An 18,569-nucleotide genomic window follows, 5' to 3' on the forward strand; every position below is an offset into this window, starting at 1 on the left:
GCCCGAACTCACGCAGAAAAGAGACCACCCCATGACGAAGAACATCGTCGGCGTCGACATCGGCAGCCGATCGCTCCGCGCGGTCGAGGTCGCCGACGTCGACAAGCCGCGCCCCACCGTCGTCCGCTTCTCCGAGATGGCCCTCAGCGACGGCGCTGCCAGCCGCGGAGAAGTGCTCGAGCCCCAGACCGTCGCCAGCGCCCTCAAGCAGCTCTGGAGCGCCGGCGGGTTCAAGAGCAAGAACGTCGTGCTCGGCATGGGCAACCAGCGCGTGCTGGCCCGCGACCTGACCGTGGCGAAGGCGTCGCGCGAGCGGATCCGCGAGTCGCTGCCGTTCCAGGTCCAGGACATGCTGCCGGTGCCCGTCGCCGATGCGCTGCTCGACTTCTACCCCTACAAGGAGAGCGAGGGCGAGAACGGCCCCGTGCTCAACGGCCTGCTCATCGCCGCCGTCAAGGACGCCGTCCTCGGCAACGTCCGCGCCAGCAAGCTCGCCGGCCTGTCGACCATGGGCGTCGACCTCATCCCGTTCGCGAACACGCGCCTGCTGATCAACCGACCCGGCCTCACCGGCACCGTCGCCCTGATCGAGATCGGCCACAGCACGTCGTCCGTGATCGTCGCGACCGACGGCGTCCCGCAGTTCGTCCGCATCATCCCCTCGGGCGGCGACGACGTCACGCAGGCGATCGTCGCCAAGCGCGGCGTCTCGGTCGAGGAGGCGGTGGCCGTCAAGAGGCAGCGCGGCCTCAGCACCGTGATCACCAACGCGGAGGAGCAGGCCTCGTCGGCCGCCATCTTCGAGTCGGTCAACGAGCTGCTCGGCAGCTTCCGCAACACCGTCCAGTACTTCGTCAACACCAGGCCGACCGAGACGGTCTCCCAGATCGTCCTCGCCGGGGGCGGCGCACTGCTGCCGGGCCTCCCGGACGCGCTGTCCGAGGTGACGCGCCTGCCCGTGGTCGTCGCCGATCCGTTCGCCACCGTCGCGTTCGGCAAGAACGTCGACGAGGCCGCCCTCCGCGGACGCGCCTCCGACATGACCGTGGCCCTCGGGCTCGCACTGGGGAGCGCCGCATGAGCCGCACGAAGAAGACCGCCACGGCGGTCGTCGGGGGACTGCCCCGCGTCGACCTGCTGCCCCCGGAGGTCCGGGCCGAGCGCCGGGGCGGCGTCGCTGTGCGTCGAGCCTGGATGGGCGTCGTCGGGGCGGCCGCCGTGGCGGGAATCGCCGTGGGGGCCGCCACCCTGCACTCGATCGAAGCTCAGGACGAGCTGCTGGCCTCGCAGGCAGACACGCAGCAGCTGCTTCTCGAACAGGGCAAGTACACCGAGGTGCGCGACACCCAGTCCGAGATCACGCTGCTGACCGCCGCGCAGGCCGTCGCCGGAGCTACCGAGATCGCCTGGCCCTCGTATCTGGCCCAGATCCAGGCGACCCTTCCGGCGGGGGTGACGGTCTCGACGATCAGCATCGACCAAGCCACTCCGACGTCGGACTACGCACAGTCCGACACGCCCCTCCAGGGCGCTCGTATCGGAACCGTCACTTTCAGCGCGAGGAGCGCCGAGCTGCCGAGCGTCCCGGACTGGCTGGACGGCCTCGCGACTCTCCCCGGGTACACGGATGCGACCCCAGGGTCGGTATCTCTGGAGAACGGCGTCTACGAAGCAACAGTCACCATGCACATCGACCAGCGCGCGTTCTCGAACCGCTTCGCTCCGACGGAAGGCGAGTGACCTCGTGGACCGCAATCGCATCAAGATGATCGTCGCCGCGCTGAGCGGCGTCGCCGTCCTCGCGCTGGGCTTCCTGCTCGGCGTGCAGCCCCAGCTCTCCTCGGCGTCCGCCGCGGCCGAGCAGCGCGCTACGGTCGAGACGCAGAACGAGAGCCTCCGAGCCACGCTCGCCCAGCTCGTCTCCGAGAACGACCAGCTCTCGACCCTGACGGCCGATCGCGACACGCGTCGCGCGTCCGTGCCGGACGCGGCCGACATGCCCGCGCTGATCCGTCAGCTCGACGAGATGGCCGACGCCGCTGGGGTACCCGTCACGTCGTTCACGGCCGCGGATGCCGTCTCCTACGAGATGCCCGCGTCGGCTGCCGCTCCGGTCGCCGACGCGGCGACTGCCGAGGGCGCTGAGCCGACGGAGGGCGCAGACGCGTCGGCTGCCGCCCCGGCGGAGGCGGCAGGTCCCACCGCTCCCACCACGTTCACCGACCCCGCCGTCACGGCCGCCAATTTCTCGACCATCGCCGTCACGGTCGACATCGCGGGCTCGTACGACCAGGCGCTCGACTTCGTCGACCGCCTGCAGAAGGGCCCCCGCCTGTTCCTCGTGACCACCATCACGAGCAGCGACCCGGAGGAGGCCTCCGGGGGCGAGGCCGGTGCGGCCGAGGGCCAGACCTGGACGGTCGGCGGACTCGTCTTCGTCATGCAGGACGGCGAGACCGCCCCCGCCGACGGCGACGCCACGACGACGGCGCCGACGCAGGCCGAGGGCACCGACGAGGGTACGGACACGACCGCCAGCGGTCGCTGACCGGCCGACCCGCGCCTCCTGCGCTCGGCTAAGCGCCCAGAGCCCGGCTCCTCCCTCCACAGGGACGAGCCGGGCTCTTCCGCCGCCCGCGCCCGTCCTGGCCCGCCGCCTGGGACGTCCCGCGGCGTACCCTCGGCTCATGACCCGTGCCGTCTACGCCCTGATGGCGAGCGTCCTCTTCGGCGCCCTGCTCGTGGCGACGGCCGGCTTCGAGAGCCTGCTGCTCGACCGCGACGTCATCGGCGAGCCCGACGCGGGCCCCTTCCTCGGTCCGGCCATGGGCGGTGCCGCCCTCCTCGTCGTCCTCCTGGCCTTGATGCGCTCAGCCGCGCTCGCCGACGCCCGCGACGGGGGAGCGCCGGAGGTGCGGGGCACGTTCCCCGCGCAGCCCCTGCACGACGCCCGTCCGGCCCGCCGGGGCCCGCGCCCCGGAGACGCGGGCGGCGGCGCCCCGGGTCCCCGACCCGCGCCTCCGAGCCCCTGGCCCGCGGTCGTCTCCGCGGCCGCCGCCGTCTGGGCGGTCATGCTGCTCGTCGGCAGCGTCGGCTACGCCGTGGTGCGCGGCGAGGTCGTCTGGCTGGTGCTCTTCGCCGCCCGCTACGCGCTGTCGCCGTTCGTGCTCGGCGCCGTCGTCTGCGCCGCCCTCGTCGTGCTCGGCACGCTGCTGCTCTCGAGGGCCGAGCCCGCCCGCTGAGCGGGCCGGGAGGCGACTGGCCGTTCGCCCCGGGCGTCCCGTCGCAGCCCGGAGACATTTGATTAACCCCCTGTCCGAAGCTATGCTCTATCGGGTGTGCGCTTCATCGCGCGCCCGAAAATCCCGCTCGTACCACGGTCGACGACCCGGCACGAGCAGGGTCACACCGTCCCCCAGCTGTTCCGCGTGCTCGTCACGCGGCGGTCGCCGGGCGGGGCAGGGCCTCATCCGGCCCGGTCCCGACGAGACGAGGACGCCGACCATCCGGTCGGACAGAGCAGAGCACTGCACGGCGCAGCACCGGCCGAGAGCAGAGCGCAACCAAGGAGAACCAGTGCCAACCATCCAGCAGCTGGTCCGCAAGGGACGCACGCCGAAGGTCGTCAAGACCAAGGCCCCCGCCCTGCGGTCCAACCCCCAGCAGCGTGGCGTGTGCACCCGCGTGTACACCACCACCCCCAAGAAGCCGAACTCCGCGCTCCGCAAGGTCGCCCGTGTGAAGCTCTCCAACGGCACCGAGGTCACCGCCTACATCCCCGGCGAGGGCCACAACCTGCAGGAGCACTCGATGGTGCTCGTGCGCGGCGGTCGTGTGAAGGACCTCCCCGGCGTGCGCTACAAGATCGTCCGTGGCGCCCTCGACACCCAGGCCGTGAAGAACCGCAAGCAGGCTCGCAGCCTCTACGGTGCGAAGAAGGACAAGAAGTAATGCCTCGTAAAGGACCCGCGCCCAAGCGCCCCGTCGTCGCCGACCCGGTCTACGGTGCGCCGATCGTCAGCCAGCTCGTCAACAAGATCCTCCTCGACGGCAAGAAGGGCCTCGCCGAGCGCATCGTCTACGGTGCTCTCGCCGGCGTCTCCGCCAAGAACGACCAGGATGCCGTCGTCACGCTGAAGAAGGCGCTCGACAACGTGCGCCCGACCCTCGAGGTGCGTTCGCGCCGCGTCGGCGGCTCGACCTACCAGGTCCCCGTCGAGGTCAAGCCGCACCGCGCGAACACGCTCGCGCTCCGCTGGCTCACCACCTACGCCAAGGCTCGTCGCGAGAAGACGATGACCGAGCGCCTCATGAACGAGATCCTCGACGCCTCCAACGGCCTCGGCGCCGCTGTCAAGCGCCGTGAGGACACTCACAAGATGGCCGAGGCGAACAAGGCCTTCGCGCACTACCGCTGGTAACAGCCACGGAGGCGCGGTGTGCGCACGACGTGCACCGCGCCTCCTCGGCTCCCGCTTTCCCCACCTACCCCTTCGGAGGAACCTGTGGCACAGGACGTGCTCACCGACCTGAACAAGGTCCGCAACATCGGCATCATGGCGCACATCGATGCTGGCAAGACGACGACGACCGAGCGCATCCTGTACTACACCGGCATCACCCACAAGATCGGTGAGGTCCACGACGGTGCGGCCACGATGGACTGGATGGCGCAGGAGCAGGAGCGCGGCATCACGATCACGTCCGCCGCGACGACGTGCTTCTGGAACAAGAACCAGATCAACATCATCGACACCCCCGGCCACGTCGACTTCACGGTCGAGGTCGAGCGTTCGCTCCGCGTGCTCGACGGCGCGGTCGCCGTGTTCGACGGCAAGGAGGGCGTCGAGCCCCAGTCCGAGACCGTCTGGCGTCAGGCCGACAAGTACGACGTGCCCCGCATCTGCTTCGTCAACAAGATGGACAAGCTCGGCGCCGACTTCTACTTCACGGTCGACACGATCATCAACCGCCTGGGCGCCAAGCCCCTCGTCATGCAGCTCCCGATCGGTTCGGAGTCCTCGTTCGAGGGCGTCGTCGACCTCGTCGAGATGCGTGCGCTGACGTGGCGCGGCGACTCCAAGGGTGACGTCGAGCTGGGTGCCAAGTACGAGATCGAGGAGATCCCGGACGACCTCAAGGAGAAGGCCGCGGAGTACCGCGCCAAGCTCCTCGAGACGGTCGCCGAGTCGGACGACGCGCTGCTCGAGAAGTACTTCGGCGGCGAAGAGCTGACGATCGCCGAGATCAAGGGCGCCGTCCGCAAGATGACGGTCAACAGCGAGCTGTACCCGATCTTCTGTGGCTCCGCCTTCAAGAACCGCGGCGTCCAGCCGATGCTCGACGCGGTCATCGACTACCTCCCCTCGCCGCTCGACGTGCCTCCCATGGAGGGCCACGACGTCCGCGACGCCGAGAAGGTCATCATCCGCAAGCCCGAGTCGAGCGAGCCGTTCTCGGCCCTCGCCTTCAAGGTCGCGGTGCACCCCTTCTTCGGTCGCCTCACCTACGTCCGCGTGTACTCCGGCTCGATCGAGTCGGGTGCCCAGGTCATCAACTCGACCAAGGACAAGAAGGAGCGCATCGGCAAGATCTTCCAGATGCACTCCAACAAGGAGAACCCGGTCGACAGCGTCACCGCCGGCCACATCTACGCGGTCATCGGCCTGAAGTTCACCACCACCGGTGACACGCTGTGCGACCCGTCCGAGCAGATCGTGCTCGAGTCGATGACGTTCCCCGAGCCCGTCATCGAGGTCGCCATCGAGCCCAAGACGAAGGCCGACCAGGAGAAGCTCTCGCTGGCCATCCAGAAGCTCGCCGAGGAGGACCCGACGTTCCGCGTCGAGCTCAACGTCGAGACGGGCCAGACGGTCATCAAGGGCATGGGCGAGCTCCACCTCGACATCCTCGTCGACCGCATGAAGCGCGAGTTCAACGTCGAGGCGAACGTCGGCAAGCCCCAGGTGGCCTACCGCGAGACGCTCAAGAAGGGCATCGAGCGCTACGACTACACCCACAAGAAGCAGACCGGTGGGTCGGGTCAGTTCGCCAAGATCCAGATCGCCCTGGAGCCCTACGAGGTCACGGCCGAGTCGACCTACGAGTTCGTCAACAAGGTCACCGGCGGCCGCGTCCCGCGGGAGTACATCCCCTCGGTCGACGCCGGCATCCAGGACGCCATGCAGGTCGGAGTCCTCGCGGGCTACCCGACGGTGGGCGTCCGGGCGCTGCTCCTCGACGGCGCGGCGCACGACGTCGACTCGTCGGAGATGGCCTTCAAGATCGCTGGGTCGATCGCCTACAAAGAGGCGGCTCGCAAGGCCCAGCCCGTTCTCCTCGAGCCGCTCATGGCGGTCGAGGTGCGTACGCCCGAGGAGTACATGGGCGACGTCATTGGCGACCTCAGCTCGCGACGCGGGCAGATCTCGTCGATGGAAGACGCCAGTGGTGTGAAGGTCGTTCGGGCCAGCGTGCCGCTGTCGGAGATGTTCGGCTACGTCGGAGACCTGCGGTCGAAGACCTCGGGTCGTGCCGTCTACTCGATGACGTTCGAGTCGTACCAGGAAGTCCCCTCGGCCGTCGCCGAGGAGATCATCCAGAAGAACAAGGGCGAATAGTCCCGAATCTCGCGGCCGTTCCTCGACCGCGTAACATGTACACACACCAATCCGCAGTGTCCGGTAGGCCGGGTCATCGACCCGGCCCCCGGCCCCACTGCAACCGAGTCCTGAGGAGGACCCACAGTGGCTAAGGCCAAGTTCGAGCGGACCAAGCCGCACGTCAACATCGGAACCATCGGTCACGTCGACCACGGCAAGACCACGCTCACCGCGGCGATCACCAAGGTCCTGCACGACAAGTACCCGACCCTCAACGAGGCGTCGGCCTTCGACCAGATCGACAACGCGCCCGAAGAGAAGCAGCGCGGCATCACGATCAACATCTCGCACGTCGAGTACCAGACGGAGAAGCGTCACTACGCTCACGTCGACGCTCCCGGTCACGCCGACTACATCAAGAACATGATCACCGGCGCGGCTCAGATGGACGGCGCGATCCTCGTGGTCGCCGCCACCGACGGCCCGATGCCCCAGACGCGTGAGCACGTCCTGCTCGCCCGCCAGGTCGGCGTGCCCTACATCGTCGTGGCCCTCAACAAGTCCGACATGGTCGACGACGAGGAGATCCTCGAGCTCGTCGAGATCGAGGTGCGCGAGCTCCTCTCCAGCCAGGACTTCGACGGCGACAACGCCCCCGTCGTGCAGGTCTCCGCTCTCAAGGCCCTCGAGGGCGACGAGAAGTGGGCCGCCACGGTCGCCGACCTGATGGACCAGGTCGACGAGAACGTCCCCGAGCCCGTCCGTGCCACGGACCAGCCCTTCCTCATGCCCGTCGAGGACGTCTTCACGATCACCGGTCGTGGAACCGTCATCACCGGTCGTGTCGAGCGCGGCATCCTGAAGCCGAACGACGAGGTCGAGATCGTCGGCATCAAGGAGAAGTCGTCCAAGACGACCGTCACCGCCATCGAGATGTTCCGCAAGACCCTCGACGACGCGCGCGCCGGTGAGAACGTCGGACTCCTCCTCCGCGGCACCAAGCGTGAGGACGTCGAGCGCGGCCAGGTCGTGGTCAAGCCCGGCTCGATCACGCCCCACACCGAGTTCGAGGCGAACGTCTACATCCTCTCGAAGGACGAGGGCGGCCGTCACAACCCGTTCTACGCGAACTACCGCCCGCAGTTCTACTTCCGCACCACCGACGTCACGGGTGTCATCACGCTGCCCGAGGGCACCGAGATGGTCATGCCCGGCGACACGACTGAGATCACCGTCCAGCTGATCCAGCCCATCGCCATGGAAGAGGGCCTGCGCTTCGCCATCCGCGAGGGTGGCCGCACGGTCGGCGCCGGCACGGTCGTCAAGATCGTCAAGTAGCACCCGCCGCACAGGCACCTGCACGACCAGCACCACCTGAACACCCGAGAGGGGTCGGGCCCGAGAGGGCTCGGCCCCTCTCGTCGTGCACCGGGGGCACGACGGGGGTGCGTCGATCGCTGTTTCGCGGCAGAGTGGTGGCGTGCCGGAGACGCCGGCCAGAGGAGGCGCACCATGGCAGGCTTCGACGACATCACCAAGAAGGCCCAGGAGTTCCTGAAGGACGGCAAGGTCCAGGACGCCCTGAAGAGCGAGAAGGCCGAGGGCGTCAGCGACAAGATCCTCGACGCCGTCGCCGGTGCCGCCGACAAGGCCACCGGGGGCAAGCACAGCGACAAGATCGCCCAGGCGAAGGAGCAGGCCGACAAGAGGATCGGCGACCAGTAGCCCCGGCCATCCGCGACGCCCCGTTCCCTCCGGGACGGGGCGTGGCTTGTACCCCGGCCCACCGCGGGTCAGGCCGTCGGTGGTTCGATCGACGGATGCCGCGCCTCCGAAGGACGAACTCGAGCTCCCCGGGCCTCTCGCGAGTCCCGAGCGGTGCCGGATTCTCGTACCGTCACGCGGACGGCTCCAGCGTCACCGATCCCGAGCTCCGTGAGCGGTGCGAGCACCTCGGCATCCCGCCCGCCTGGACGGACGTCTGGATCGCCCCCTACGCCAACGGGCACATCCAGGCGACGGGCGTCGACGGCGCCGGGCGTCGGCAGTACATCTACCACCCGACCTGGCGGGAGCAGAAGGACCGCCTCAAGTTCGACCGAGCTCTCGCCCTGGCCGAGTCCCTCCCCGCGGCGCGACGTCTCGTGACCCGCGACCTGCGCCTCGACGAGCCTGTGCGCGACCGCGCCCTCGCCGCAGCGTTCCGCATGCTCGACACCGGGTCCCTCCGGGTGGGGTCGGAGCGGTACGCCGAGCAGCACGGCAGCCACGGCCTCTCCACGCTGCTGTGCGCGCACGCGAAGGTGTCCGGCGACGTGGTCTCGCTCGCCTTCCCGGGCAAGAGCGGCCAGGACTGGGACTCCCAGATCCGCGACCCCGACCTCGCGACGGTGGTGCGCGGGTACAAGCAACGCGGCGGACGGTCGCGGCTGCTCGCCTGGCGTCCCGAGGCGGGCTCGCCCTGGCGACCGCTGCACGCCTCCGAGATCAACGAGTACGTGAAGCTGCGTGCCGGGGACGAGTTCACGGCCAAGGACTTCCGCACCCTGCACGGCACGGTGGCTGCCGCGGTCAGCCTCGCGAGGACGGGCCCGCAGGCGGGAGTCGGCAAGCGCAAGGGTGCCGTGTCGCAGGCCATGCGCGACGCGGCCGACGTCCTCGGCAACACCCCGTCCGTCGCCCGTTCCTCGTACGTCGACCCCCGTCTCGTCGACGCCTACCTGCACGGCGAGACCATCGACCCCGGGCGCCTGGGGTCGGCCGAGTCCGAGGTTCGGTCGCTGCTCTTCCGATGACCCGGGGACGAGGAGGCGCCCGGCCGTCCCGCGGGCGGTCGCGAGCGGGCGGCCCCATGACGTACCGTAGAGGGTTGCGTCCGTTCGAGTCGGGCGCTCGAGAGGACCAACTGCAGTGACTGACGAGTGCATCCACGGTTTCGAGCGAGAGCTGTGCGACATCTGCGCACCGCGCAAGCGGGAGCCCCTGCTCGACGCTGACGGGCAGGCACGGACGCTGGTCACCAAGCGCCGCGCGCCCTCGCGCAAGCCCGAGTCGCTGCGCAGCACGCCGGCTCTGGCCCGTGACTCCGCAGCCGTGGCCGTGGCGGCGCAGTCCGCCGCTCGCGTCGCGCCCGCGTTCGAGGCGCAGCGCGTCTACCACTGGACCCACGTGAGCAACCTGCCGGCCGTGTTCGCCGCCGGCGAGCTCGTCCCCGCCGCCCAGGCGGCCCCCGTCCTCGACGTGAGCTCCGAGGCGACACGCGCCCTCCGCGCCTCCGTGACGACCGCCTCCGGCGCCGCCGTGGCCGCGCACGTGCCCTTCTCCCTCTCGCCGCACGCCTCTGCGTGGGAGGTCCTCCGCTCGGGCGCCGAGGGCTACGAGTGGTCCGACGCCGCCCGCGGCGCCAAGGCGACCGACTTCGTCATGCTCGTCGTGCCCGTGACCGCGCTGGAGGACGACTTCGTCGTCACCGAGCGCGACGCTGCCGTGCAGGGGGTCCGCTCGGCGGCCGGCGTCGACGCCGCCTCCTCGATGGTGCGCCGCTTCTCGCTCGCCGACCCCGACCTGCTCGAGCCCGAGGTGCTCGTCCCGCACGCCGTCCCGCTCGACTCCGTGATGCTGATCGGCGTCCCGAACGACAAGATGCGCGACCGGGTCAAGCAGCTGCTGGTCGAGGCCGGGGGCGCGGCCCCTCGCGTGGCGGTCTACCCGCCGTGGTTCCGCCCCGCCGAGACGGCCTGACGACGGCCTGAGGAAGGTCCGAGGGGGCCCGTCCGGCCCCCTCGACAGCGCGGCTGACATCCGCGACACGCCCGGGTTGCAGCTTGTGCCCAGGTGTGGCAAAATCGTCTAGTTCAACATTCCGAGCTCGCCGTGCGCGAGTGCCGGATCACTGCCAGGCAGTGCACAGACGCAAGACGTCTGGGCCGCGGGTAGCAGGACACATCTCACACAGGAACACCGCCAGGGCCGAGCTCTGCGCGACGGTGGACACGATGATGACCTCCCCGAGGTCCTCTCGCGCGGAACCCGTCGGGCGGCCGCCCGCATCGTTCCCGAGATGGCTTGACACCAGAACAGCGGTACGCGAGGGCGACAGCCCTCGGAGATCGTGTAGAGCCAGATGTTCGCCCAGCGAACAGCGTCAGGCGGCCCCCGAGGTGCGCGACGTCCGAACGAGAGAGAGTCACACATGGCGGGACAGAAGATCCGCATCCGGCTGAAGTCGTACGACCACGAGGTCATCGACACCTCCGCGCGAAAGATCGTCGACACGGTCACCCGCGCGGGCGCCACGGTGGTCGGCCCCGTGCCGCTGCCGACCGAGAAGAACGTGGTCGTCGTGATCCGTTCGCCCCACAAGTACAAGGACTCGCGCGAGCACTTCGAGAAGCGCACGCACAAGCGCCTCATCGACATCGTCGACCCGACGCCCAAGGCAGTCGACTCGCTCATGCGCCTCGACCTCCCGGCCGACGTCAACATCGAGATCAAGCTCTAGGGGAGGCGACCATGACCATCAGCAGCACCAAGAACGTCAAGGGCCTCCTGGGCAAGAAGCTCGGCATGACCCAGGTCTGGGACGAGAACAACAAGCTCGTCCCCGTCACCGTCGTGGAGATCGCTCCCAACGTCGTGACCCAGATCCGCTCGCTCGAGAAGGACGGCTACAGCGCCGTCCAGATCGCCGCCGGCCCCATCGACCCCCGCAAGTCGAACAAGCCCGCCACGGGCCACTTCGACGCCGCGGGCGTCACGCCCCGTCGCCACCTCACCGAGGTCCGCACCGCCGACGCCGCCGAGTACGCACTCGGCCAGGAGCTCACGGCTGCGACCTTCGAGGCCGGCCAGAAGGTCGACGTCGTCGGCACCTCCAAGGGCAAGGGCTTCGCCGGTGTCATGAAGCGTCACAACTTCAAGGGCGTCAGCGCCTCGCACGGTGCGCACCGCAACCACCGCAAGCCCGGCTCGATCGGTGCTTCGTCGACCCCCAGCCGTGTCTTCAAGGGCATGCGCATGGCCGGTCGCATGGGTGGGGACCGCGTCACCATCCTCAACCTCACGGTGCACGCCGTCGACGCCGAGAAGGGTCTGCTGCTCGTCAAGGGCGCCGTCCCCGGCGCTCGTGGCCGCATCGTCTTCGTCCGCACCGCCGTGAAGGGGAAGTAGCTCATGGCCACCATCAACGCAACGGCCACCTCGGTGGACGTCCTCGACGCCAAGGGCGTGAAGACCAGCACGGTCGAGCTGCCCGGCGAGATCTTCGACGTCGTCACGAACGTGCCGCTCATCCACCAGGTCGTCGTCGCCCAGCAGGCCGCCGCTCGCCAGGGCACGCACAAGACCAAGCGTCGCGGCGAGGTCTCCGGTGCCGGCCGCAAGCCGTTCAAGCAGAAGGGCACCGGCCGCGCTCGTCAGGGCTCGATCCGTGCTCCCCAGATGACCGGCGGTGGCATCGTCCACGGTCCGCAGCCACGTGACTACTCGCAGCGCACCCCCAAGAAGATGATCGCCGCCGCTCTGCTCGGCGCTCTGTCCGACCGTGCCCGCGGTGCTCGCGTGCACGTCGTCGAGAGCTTCGTCGCCGACACGGTGTCGACCAAGGTCGCACTCGAGCTGCTCTCGACGATCTCGTCGAGCAAGCACGTCCTGGTCGTCATCGACCGCGACGACGCGCTCACCCGCAAGAGCGTCAACAACGTGCCCACGGTCCACGTGATCACGTTCGACCAGCTCAACGCCTACGACGTCCTCGTCAGCGACGACATCGTCTTCACGAAGAGCGCCTTCGACGGCTTCGTCGCCTCGAAGAGCAAGAAGGAGGCCACCGCATGAGCGGCTACGGCAAGGACCCCCGCGACGTCATCATCGCGCCCGTCGTCTCCGAGAAGAGCTACTCCCTGATCGATCAGGGCAAGTACACCTTCATCGTCGACCCGCGGTCGAACAAGACCGAGATCAAGCTCGCGATCGAGAAGATCTTCGACGTCAAGGTCGACAGCATCAACACGTTGAACCGCGTCGGCAAGACCCGTCGCACCCGCTTCGGCACCGGCAAGCGCAAGGACACCAAGCGCGCCATCGTGACGCTCAAGTCGGGCTCCATCGACATCTTCACGGCTGTCGGCTAGGGCCCGGAGGGAAAACAAAATGGCTATTCGTAAGTACAAGCCCACGACTCCTGGTCGTCGCGGTTCGTCGGTCGCCGACTTCGCGGAGATCACGCGTTCCACCCCCGAGAAGTCGCTGCTCCGTCCGCTCTCCAAGAGCGGTGGCCGCAACAACGCCGGTCGGATCACGACGCGTCACATCGGTGGTGGCCACAAGCGCCAGTACCGCGTGATCGACTTCCGTCGCAACGACAAGGACGGCGTCAACGCCAAGGTCGCTCACATCGAGTACGACCCCAACCGCACGGCGCGCATCGCGCTCCTGCACTTCGTCGACGGCTCGAAGCGCTACATCATCGCGCCGAACAAGCTGTCGCAGGGTGACATCGTCGAGTCCGGTCCCGGCGCCGACATCAAGCCCGGCAACAACCTGCCGCTCAAGAACATCCCGGTCGGAACCATCATCCACGCGATCGAGCTGAAGCCCGGCGGCGGCGCGAAGATGGCCCGCTCGGCTGGTGCCTCGGTGCGTCTCGTCGCCAAGGACGGCCCCTACGCGCAGCTCCGCCTGCCGTCGGGCGAGGTCCGCAACGTCGACGCACGCTGCCGCGCCACCATCGGCGAGGTCGGCAACGCCGAGCAGTCGAACATCAACTGGGGCAAGGCCGGCCGCATGCGCTGGAAGGGCGTCCGCCCGACCGTCCGTGGTGTCGCCATGAACCCCGTCGACCACCCGCACGGTGGTGGTGAGGGCAAGACCTCCGGTGGACGCCACCCGGTCAGCCCGTGGGGCCAGAAAGAGGGCCGCACGCGCCACCCCAACAAGGAGAGCGACAAGCTCATCGTCCGCCGTCGTAACGCTGGCAAGAAGCGTAAGTAGGAGTTGTAGAAGATGCCACGCAGTCTTAAGAAGGGCCCCTTCGTCGATGACCACCTGCTTCGCAAGGTCGTCACGCAGAACGAGGCCAACACCAAGAACGTCATCAAGACCTGGTCGCGCCGTTCGATGATCGTCCCCAACATGCTGGGACACACCATCGCCGTGCACGACGGGCGCAAGCACATCCCCGTGTTCGTGACCGAGAGCATGATCGGCCACAAGCTCGGCGAGTTCGCGCCCACCCGCACCTTCCGCGGCCACGTGAAGGACGACAAGAAGGGTCGTCGCCGCTAACGCGGCGACGTAAGGAGGAGAGAAATGGTGGAGTCGATCGCACGCGTGCGTCACATCCGCGTCACCCCCATGAAGGCCCGTCGCGTCGTCAACCTGATCCGCGGCAAGCAGGCCCTCGAGGCCCTGGCCATCCTGAAGTTCGCGCCCCAGGGCGCCAGCGAGCCCGTCTACAAGCTCGTCGCGTCGGCCATGGCCAACGCACGTGTCAAGGCGGACAAGGACAACAGCTACCTGGACGAGCAGGACCTCTACGTGAGCCGTGCATTCGTCGACCAGGGCGCGACCCTCAAGCGGTTCCAGCCGCGTGCCCAGGGGCGTGCCTTCCAGATCCTGAAGCGCACCAGCCACATCACGATCGTCCTCGCGACGCCGGATGAGGTCGAGGCTGCCGCTGCTACGAAGAAGGCGAGCAAGTAATGGGCCAGAAAGTAAACCCGTACGGCTTCCGTCTGGGCATCACCACCGACCACGTGTCGCGGTGGTTCACCGACAGCACCAAGGCCGGTCAGCGCTACAGCGACTACGTCGCCGAGGACATCAAGATCCGCACGCTGCTCAAGACCTCGCTCGACCGCGCCGGCGTGGCCAAGATCGAGATCGAGCGCACCCGTGACCGCGTCCGCGTCGACATCCACACGGCCCGTCCGGGCATCGTGATCGGGCGTCGCGGCGCCGAGGCCGAGCGCATCCGCGGCGACCTCGAGAAGCTCACGAGCAAGCAGATCCAGCTGAACATCCTCGAGGTCAAGAACCCCGAGGCCGAGGCTCAGCTCGTCGCGCAGGGCATCGCCGAGCAGCTCGCTGCTCGTGTGGCGTTCCGTCGTGCGATGCGCAAGGGCCTCCAGGGCGCCCAGCGCGCCGGCGCCAAGGGCGTCCGGATCCAGGTCTCGGGTCGCCTCGGCGGCGCCGAGATGAGCCGCTCGGAGTTCTACCGCGAGGGCCGTGTGCCCCTGCACACCCTCCGCGCCAACATCGACTACGGCTTCTACGAGGCCAAGACCACCTTCGGTCGCATCGGTGTCAAGGTCTGGATCTACAAGGGCGACATCACCAACAAGGAGCTCGCGCGCGAGCAGGCGAACCAGAAGTCGTCTCGCCCCGAGCGCCGCAACGACCGTGACGGTGCACGTCGCGGGGGCAGCGACCGCGCCCCCCGCGAGCAGAAGGCACCCGCCACCACAGGAGCTGAGGCGTAACCATGCTTATCCCCCGTCGTGTCAAGCACCGCAAGCAGCACCACCCCGGCCGTAGCGGCCAGGCCACTGGTGGCACCAAGGTCAGCTTCGGTGAGTACGGCATCCAGGCACTCACGCCCGCCTACGTGACCAACCGTCAGATCGAGTCCGCTCGTATCGCCATGACGCGTCACATCAAGCGCGGCGGCAAGGTCTGGATCAACATCTACCCCGACCGTCCCCTCACGAAGAAGCCCGCCGAGACCCGCATGGGTTCCGGCAAGGGCTCGCCCGAGTGGTGGGTCGCCAACGTCAAGCCGGGTCGCGTGCTCTTCGAGCTCAGCGGCGTCAGCGAGGAGATCGCCAAGGAGGCGCTCACTCGTGCAATCCACAAGCTGCCCCTCAAGGCACGCATCATCAAGCGCGAGGAGGGCGACGCATAATGGCGATCGGTTCCAAGGAGCTCCGTCCTGTCGAGCTCGACACTTTCGAAGACGAGCGTCTCGTCGACGAGCTGAAGAAGGCCAAGGAAGAGCTGTTCAACCTGCGCTTCCAGTCGGCCACCGGCCAGCTCGAGAACCACGGCCGCGTGCGCGCCGTGAAGCGCGACATCGCTCGCATCTACACGGTCCTGCGTGAGCGCGAGCTCGGCATCCGTGCCACCCCCGCCCCGGTCGAGGCCGCCCCCAAGGCGACCAAGAAGTCGACCAAGAAGGCTGCCGCCGCCGACGAGGCGCCCGCCGCCGACACCGTCGAGACTGCCGAGGAGAAGTAATGGCCACCGAGAACAAGACCGAGGTCGACTCGGCAGCCGTCGAGGTCCGCGGCTACCGCAAGACCCGTCGCGGTTACGTGACCAGCGACAAGATGGACAAGACCATCGTCGTCGAGGTCGAGGACCGCGTGAAGCACCCCCTGTACGGCAAGGTCATCCGCCGCACCTCCAAGGTGAAGGTCCACGACGAGGCCAACGTGGCCGGCGTCGGCGACCTCGTCGTGATCAGCGAGACCCGTCCGCTCAGCGCCACCAAGCGCTGGCGCCTGGTCGAGATCCTCGAGAGGGCGAAGTAGGCCTCGCGGTCTGCTCGCGTAGAAGGAGACAGAAGTGATTCAGCAGGAATCCCGCCTCAAGATCGCCGACAACACCGGCGCCAAGGAGATCCTCACCATCCGCGTCCTCGGTGGCTCCGGCCGTCGTTACGCCGGACTCGGTGACGTGATCGTGGCGACCGTCAAGGACGCGATCCCCGGCGGCAACGTCAAGAAGGGTGACGTCGTCAAGGCCGTCATCGTTCGCACCAAGAAGGAGGTCCGTCGTCCGGACGGCTCCTACATCAAGTTCGACGAGAACGCCGCAGTGATCCTGAAGGCCGATGGCGACCCCCGTGGCACGCGCATCTTCGGACCGGTCGGTCGCGAGCTTCGCGACAAGAAGTTCATGAAGATCATCTCGCTGGCGCCGGAGGTTATCTAAGTCATGGCAAACATCAAGAAGGGTGACCTCGTGCAGGTCATCACCGGGGCGACCCAGGCCCGCGGCGGCGACCGCGGCAAGCAGGGCAAGGTCCTCGAGGTCCTCGTCGAGCGCAACCGCGTCGTGGTCGAGGGCATCAACCTCGTCACGAAGCACGTGCGCGTCGGCCAGACGCAGCGTGGCACCAAGACCGGTGGCATCGAGACGCACGAGGCCCCCCTCCACGTCTCGAACGTCGCCATCGTCGACCCCAAGACCAAGAAGCCGACCCGCGTCGGCTTCCGCGAAGAGACGGTCACGAAGAACGGCGTCACCAAGACCGTCCGCGTCCGCTACGCCAAGGCGTCGGGAGAGAACCTCTGATGACTGACACCACCACGAGCACGCCGGCCGCGCTGCCCCGCCTCAAGGCGAAGTACCGCGCCGAGATCCTGCCGCAGCTGAAGAGCGACTTCGGTTTCACGAACGTCCACCAGGTCCCCGGCCTGGTCAAGATCGTCGTGAACACCGGTGTCGGCGAGGCAGCTCGCGACAGCAAGATCATGGACGGCGCCATCAAGGACCTCACCGCCATCACGGGTCAGAAGCCGCAGGTCACCAAGGCACGCAAGTCGATCGCGCAGTTCAAGCTGCGTGAGGGCCAGGCCATCGGCGCTCACGTCACGCTGCGTGGCGACCGTGCCTGGGAGTTCCTGGACCGACTGCTCTCGCTGGCGCTGCCGCGCATCCGCGACTTCCGTGGTCTCAGCGACCGCCAGTTCGACGGCAACGGCAACTACACCTTCGGCCTCAACGAGCAGAGCATGTTCCACGAGATCGACCAGGACCGCATCGACCGTGTCCGTGGCTTCGACATCACCGTCGTCACCACGGCCCGGAACGACGACGAGGGCCGGGCTCTGCTCAAGGCTCTCGGCTTCCCGTTCCGCACGGCCGACCAGGCCAACTAAGATCGTCCGGTCGGCAACTCCTCATCGGAGTTGCCGACCGTTCCCCTGAGGTCACGGAGAATCGCTCCGTGACCGCCCGATCATCGAGGTCGGCACCCGGTGTACCGGATGTCGAAACCGGATGAGGAAGAGATCAACCGCATGACGATGACAGATCCGGTCGCAGACCTGCTGACCAGACTGCGCAACGCGAACTCGGCTCACCACGAGACCGTCTCGCTCCCCAGCAGCAAGCTCAAGTCCCACATCGCTGAGATCCTCAAGCGTGAGGGCTTCATCGAGTCGTGGAAGGTCGAGGACGCCCGCGTGGGCCAGACCCTCACCATCGACCTCAAGTACGGCCCCGACCGCCAGCGCTCCATCGTGGGCATCAAGCGCGTCTCGAAGCCCGGTCTCCGGGTGTACGCGAAGTCGACCGAGATCCCCCAGGTCTTCGGTGGCCTCGGCGTGGCGATCCTGTCCACCTCCTCCGGTCTGCTGACCGACCGTGAGGCCGAGAAGAAGGGCGTAGGCGGAGAAGTCCTCGCCTACGTGTGGTAACCCGCCATGTCTCGAATCGGAAGACTCCCCATCTCGATCCCTGCCGGGGTCGACGTGAAGATCGACGGCCAGGCCGTCTCGGTCAAGGGCCCGAAGGGCGAGCTCGCGCTCGTCGTCAAGAGCCCCATCGAAGCCAAGCTCGAAGAGGGCACCGTCGTCGTGACGCGTCCCGACGACGAGCGTGAGTCGCGTGCCCTGCACGGCCTGACCCGTACCCTCATCGCCAACCAGATCATCGGCGTGACCCAGGGCTACACCAAGGGCCTCGAGGTCGTCGGCACCGGTTACCGCGTGCAGGCGAAGGGCTCGAACGTCGAGTTCGCGCTCGGCTACTCGCACCCCATCACCGTCGAGCCGCCCGCGGGCATCAGCTTCACGGTCGAGGGCAACAACAAGCTCACGGTCGTCGGCATCGACAAGCAGGCCGTCGGCGAAGTCGCCGCCAACATCCGCAAGCTGCGCAAGCCCGAGCCCTACAAGGGCAAGGGTGTCCGCTACGCCGGCGAGGTCGTCCGCCGCAAGGCCGGAAAGTCAGGTAAGTAAT

Annotated in this window: 27 protein-coding genes; all 27 read left to right on the plus strand. The window is 68.0% G+C overall.

Annotation, left to right across the window (positions count from 1 at the left end; translation table 11 throughout):
* The first annotated feature begins 31 nt into the window (after positions 1–31).
* Complete coding sequence (pilM, locus tag EDF18_RS10060; protein ID WP_123547676.1) at positions 32–1,081, plus strand: type IV pilus assembly protein PilM; 1,050 nt, start codon at positions 32–34, stop codon at positions 1,079–1,081.
* Positions 1,078–1,740, plus strand: a complete 663-nt coding sequence (locus EDF18_RS10065) for a hypothetical protein (protein WP_123547677.1) — start codon at positions 1,078–1,080, stop codon at positions 1,738–1,740. Before pilM ends, EDF18_RS10065 begins: the two co-directional genes overlap by 4 nt.
* Positions 1,741–1,744: 4 nt before the next feature.
* Positions 1,745–2,548 (plus strand): hypothetical protein, encoded by an 804-nt coding sequence (locus tag EDF18_RS10070; RefSeq protein WP_123547678.1) that lies wholly within the window; start codon positions 1,745–1,747, stop codon positions 2,546–2,548.
* 139 nt (positions 2,549–2,687) lie between these two features.
* The gene (locus EDF18_RS10075; RefSeq protein ID WP_123547679.1) at positions 2,688–3,242 is read left to right on the plus strand and encodes a DUF6121 family protein; all 555 of its coding nucleotides are present in this window, start codon (positions 2,688–2,690) and stop codon (positions 3,240–3,242) included.
* Between the two features lie 334 nt (positions 3,243–3,576).
* A complete protein-coding gene (rpsL, locus tag EDF18_RS10080; RefSeq protein WP_043593380.1) occupies positions 3,577–3,951 on the plus strand; it encodes a 30S ribosomal protein S12 in 375 nt (124 codons plus the stop codon).
* A complete protein-coding gene (gene rpsG, locus EDF18_RS10085) occupies positions 3,951–4,421 on the plus strand; it encodes a 30S ribosomal protein S7 (protein WP_123547680.1) in 471 nt (156 codons plus the stop codon). The genes rpsL and rpsG overlap by 1 nt, the downstream gene beginning before the upstream one ends.
* 84 nt (positions 4,422–4,505) lie before the next feature.
* Positions 4,506–6,620 carry an elongation factor G gene (gene fusA, locus EDF18_RS10090; protein ID WP_123547681.1) on the plus strand — a complete coding sequence of 705 codons (2,115 nt, stop codon included), beginning with the start codon at positions 4,506–4,508 and terminating at the stop codon, positions 6,618–6,620.
* 126 nt (positions 6,621–6,746) lie between these two features.
* Positions 6,747–7,940 carry an elongation factor Tu gene (gene tuf, locus EDF18_RS10095; protein ID WP_123355166.1) on the plus strand — a complete coding sequence of 398 codons (1,194 nt, stop codon included), beginning with the start codon at positions 6,747–6,749 and terminating at the stop codon, positions 7,938–7,940.
* Positions 7,941–8,114: 174 nt separating this feature from the next.
* Positions 8,115–8,327: an Rv0909 family putative TA system antitoxin gene (locus tag EDF18_RS10100; RefSeq protein WP_123547682.1), complete on the plus strand. Its 213-nt coding sequence runs from the start codon at positions 8,115–8,117 to the stop codon at positions 8,325–8,327.
* A gap of 95 nt (positions 8,328–8,422) precedes the next feature.
* Positions 8,423–9,397, plus strand: a complete 975-nt coding sequence (locus EDF18_RS10105; protein WP_123547683.1) for a DNA topoisomerase IB — start codon at positions 8,423–8,425, stop codon at positions 9,395–9,397.
* Between the two features lie 115 nt (positions 9,398–9,512).
* Positions 9,513–10,343 carry a DarT ssDNA thymidine ADP-ribosyltransferase family protein gene (locus EDF18_RS10110; RefSeq protein WP_123547684.1) on the plus strand — a complete coding sequence of 277 codons (831 nt, stop codon included), beginning with the start codon at positions 9,513–9,515 and terminating at the stop codon, positions 10,341–10,343.
* Between the two features lie 451 nt (positions 10,344–10,794).
* Positions 10,795–11,103: a 30S ribosomal protein S10 gene (gene rpsJ, locus EDF18_RS10115; protein WP_043593369.1), complete on the plus strand. Its 309-nt coding sequence runs from the start codon at positions 10,795–10,797 to the stop codon at positions 11,101–11,103.
* A 17-nt stretch (positions 11,104–11,120) separates the two neighbouring features.
* The gene (gene rplC / locus EDF18_RS10120) at positions 11,121–11,771 is read left to right on the plus strand and encodes a 50S ribosomal protein L3 (protein ID WP_191330343.1); all 651 of its coding nucleotides are present in this window, start codon (positions 11,121–11,123) and stop codon (positions 11,769–11,771) included.
* Positions 11,772–11,774: 3 nt separating this feature from the next.
* On the plus strand, positions 11,775–12,437 hold the full coding sequence (gene rplD, locus EDF18_RS10125; protein WP_123547686.1) for a 50S ribosomal protein L4: 663 nt from the start codon (positions 11,775–11,777) through the stop codon (positions 12,435–12,437).
* Positions 12,434–12,733, plus strand: a complete 300-nt coding sequence (rplW, locus tag EDF18_RS10130; RefSeq protein ID WP_123547687.1) for a 50S ribosomal protein L23 — start codon at positions 12,434–12,436, stop codon at positions 12,731–12,733. The genes rplD and rplW overlap by 4 nt, the downstream gene beginning before the upstream one ends.
* A 19-nt stretch (positions 12,734–12,752) precedes the next feature.
* On the plus strand, positions 12,753–13,592 hold the full coding sequence (rplB, locus tag EDF18_RS10135; RefSeq protein ID WP_123547688.1) for a 50S ribosomal protein L2: 840 nt from the start codon (positions 12,753–12,755) through the stop codon (positions 13,590–13,592).
* Between the two features lie 12 nt (positions 13,593–13,604).
* Positions 13,605–13,886 carry a 30S ribosomal protein S19 gene (gene rpsS, locus EDF18_RS10140; protein ID WP_123547689.1) on the plus strand — a complete coding sequence of 94 codons (282 nt, stop codon included), beginning with the start codon at positions 13,605–13,607 and terminating at the stop codon, positions 13,884–13,886.
* Positions 13,887–13,910: 24 nt separating this feature from the next.
* Complete coding sequence (gene rplV, locus EDF18_RS10145; protein WP_123547690.1) at positions 13,911–14,303, plus strand: 50S ribosomal protein L22; 393 nt, start codon at positions 13,911–13,913, stop codon at positions 14,301–14,303.
* A complete protein-coding gene (gene rpsC / locus EDF18_RS10150; protein WP_123547691.1) occupies positions 14,303–15,082 on the plus strand; it encodes a 30S ribosomal protein S3 in 780 nt (259 codons plus the stop codon). Before rplV ends, rpsC begins: the two co-directional genes overlap by 1 nt.
* 2 nt (positions 15,083–15,084) lie before the next feature.
* A complete protein-coding gene (gene rplP / locus EDF18_RS10155; protein ID WP_043593355.1) occupies positions 15,085–15,504 on the plus strand; it encodes a 50S ribosomal protein L16 in 420 nt (139 codons plus the stop codon).
* The gene (rpmC, locus tag EDF18_RS10160) at positions 15,504–15,836 is read left to right on the plus strand and encodes a 50S ribosomal protein L29 (protein WP_123547692.1); all 333 of its coding nucleotides are present in this window, start codon (positions 15,504–15,506) and stop codon (positions 15,834–15,836) included. Before rplP ends, rpmC begins: the two co-directional genes overlap by 1 nt.
* On the plus strand, positions 15,836–16,132 hold the full coding sequence (gene rpsQ, locus EDF18_RS10165; RefSeq protein WP_123547693.1) for a 30S ribosomal protein S17: 297 nt from the start codon (positions 15,836–15,838) through the stop codon (positions 16,130–16,132). Before rpmC ends, rpsQ begins: the two co-directional genes overlap by 1 nt.
* 34 nt (positions 16,133–16,166) lie before the next feature.
* Positions 16,167–16,535 carry a 50S ribosomal protein L14 gene (gene rplN, locus EDF18_RS10170; protein WP_043593350.1) on the plus strand — a complete coding sequence of 123 codons (369 nt, stop codon included), beginning with the start codon at positions 16,167–16,169 and terminating at the stop codon, positions 16,533–16,535.
* A 3-nt stretch (positions 16,536–16,538) separates the two neighbouring features.
* Positions 16,539–16,898, plus strand: a complete 360-nt coding sequence (gene rplX, locus EDF18_RS10175; protein ID WP_123547694.1) for a 50S ribosomal protein L24 — start codon at positions 16,539–16,541, stop codon at positions 16,896–16,898.
* A complete protein-coding gene (gene rplE / locus EDF18_RS10180) occupies positions 16,898–17,485 on the plus strand; it encodes a 50S ribosomal protein L5 (protein WP_123547695.1) in 588 nt (195 codons plus the stop codon). The genes rplX and rplE overlap by 1 nt, the downstream gene beginning before the upstream one ends.
* A gap of 141 nt (positions 17,486–17,626) precedes the next feature.
* The gene (gene rpsH, locus EDF18_RS10185) at positions 17,627–18,025 is read left to right on the plus strand and encodes a 30S ribosomal protein S8 (RefSeq protein ID WP_123547696.1); all 399 of its coding nucleotides are present in this window, start codon (positions 17,627–17,629) and stop codon (positions 18,023–18,025) included.
* A gap of 6 nt (positions 18,026–18,031) precedes the next feature.
* The gene (gene rplF / locus EDF18_RS10190; RefSeq protein WP_123547697.1) at positions 18,032–18,568 is read left to right on the plus strand and encodes a 50S ribosomal protein L6; all 537 of its coding nucleotides are present in this window, start codon (positions 18,032–18,034) and stop codon (positions 18,566–18,568) included.
* Position 18,569: the final 1 nt, after the last annotated feature.

The organism is Frigoribacterium sp. PhB107 (assembly GCF_003751515.1).
GTDB lineage: Bacteria > Actinomycetota > Actinomycetes > Actinomycetales > Microbacteriaceae > Frigoribacterium.

Excerpts from the sequence above, each read along its gene's own strand:
- pilM (WP_123547676.1), top strand. The coding sequence starts at position 32 with ATGACGAAGAACATCGTCGGCGTCGACATCGGCAGCCGATCGCTCCGC.
- EDF18_RS10065 (WP_123547677.1), top strand. The coding sequence starts at position 1,078 with ATGAGCCGCACGAAGAAGACCGCCACGGCGGTCGTCGGGGGACTGCCC.
- EDF18_RS10075 (WP_123547679.1), top strand. The coding sequence starts at position 2,688 with ATGACCCGTGCCGTCTACGCCCTGATGGCGAGCGTCCTCTTCGGCGCC.
- rpsG (WP_123547680.1), top strand. The coding sequence starts at position 3,951 with ATGCCTCGTAAAGGACCCGCGCCCAAGCGCCCCGTCGTCGCCGACCCG.
- EDF18_RS10100 (WP_123547682.1), top strand. The coding sequence starts at position 8,115 with ATGGCAGGCTTCGACGACATCACCAAGAAGGCCCAGGAGTTCCTGAAG.
- EDF18_RS10105 (WP_123547683.1), top strand. The coding sequence starts at position 8,423 with ATGCCGCGCCTCCGAAGGACGAACTCGAGCTCCCCGGGCCTCTCGCGA.
- rpsJ (WP_043593369.1), top strand. The coding sequence starts at position 10,795 with ATGGCGGGACAGAAGATCCGCATCCGGCTGAAGTCGTACGACCACGAG.
- rplD (WP_123547686.1), top strand. The coding sequence starts at position 11,775 with ATGGCCACCATCAACGCAACGGCCACCTCGGTGGACGTCCTCGACGCC.
- rplW (WP_123547687.1), top strand. The coding sequence starts at position 12,434 with ATGAGCGGCTACGGCAAGGACCCCCGCGACGTCATCATCGCGCCCGTC.
- rplB (WP_123547688.1), top strand. The coding sequence starts at position 12,753 with ATGGCTATTCGTAAGTACAAGCCCACGACTCCTGGTCGTCGCGGTTCG.
- rpsS (WP_123547689.1), top strand. The coding sequence starts at position 13,605 with ATGCCACGCAGTCTTAAGAAGGGCCCCTTCGTCGATGACCACCTGCTT.
- rplV (WP_123547690.1), top strand. The coding sequence starts at position 13,911 with ATGGTGGAGTCGATCGCACGCGTGCGTCACATCCGCGTCACCCCCATG.
- rpsC (WP_123547691.1), top strand. The coding sequence starts at position 14,303 with ATGGGCCAGAAAGTAAACCCGTACGGCTTCCGTCTGGGCATCACCACC.
- rplP (WP_043593355.1), top strand. The coding sequence starts at position 15,085 with ATGCTTATCCCCCGTCGTGTCAAGCACCGCAAGCAGCACCACCCCGGC.
- rpmC (WP_123547692.1), top strand. The coding sequence starts at position 15,504 with ATGGCGATCGGTTCCAAGGAGCTCCGTCCTGTCGAGCTCGACACTTTC.
- rpsQ (WP_123547693.1), top strand. The coding sequence starts at position 15,836 with ATGGCCACCGAGAACAAGACCGAGGTCGACTCGGCAGCCGTCGAGGTC.
- rplX (WP_123547694.1), top strand. The coding sequence starts at position 16,539 with ATGGCAAACATCAAGAAGGGTGACCTCGTGCAGGTCATCACCGGGGCG.
- rplE (WP_123547695.1), top strand. The coding sequence starts at position 16,898 with ATGACTGACACCACCACGAGCACGCCGGCCGCGCTGCCCCGCCTCAAG.
- rpsH (WP_123547696.1), top strand. The coding sequence starts at position 17,627 with ATGACGATGACAGATCCGGTCGCAGACCTGCTGACCAGACTGCGCAAC.
- rplF (WP_123547697.1), top strand. The coding sequence starts at position 18,032 with ATGTCTCGAATCGGAAGACTCCCCATCTCGATCCCTGCCGGGGTCGAC.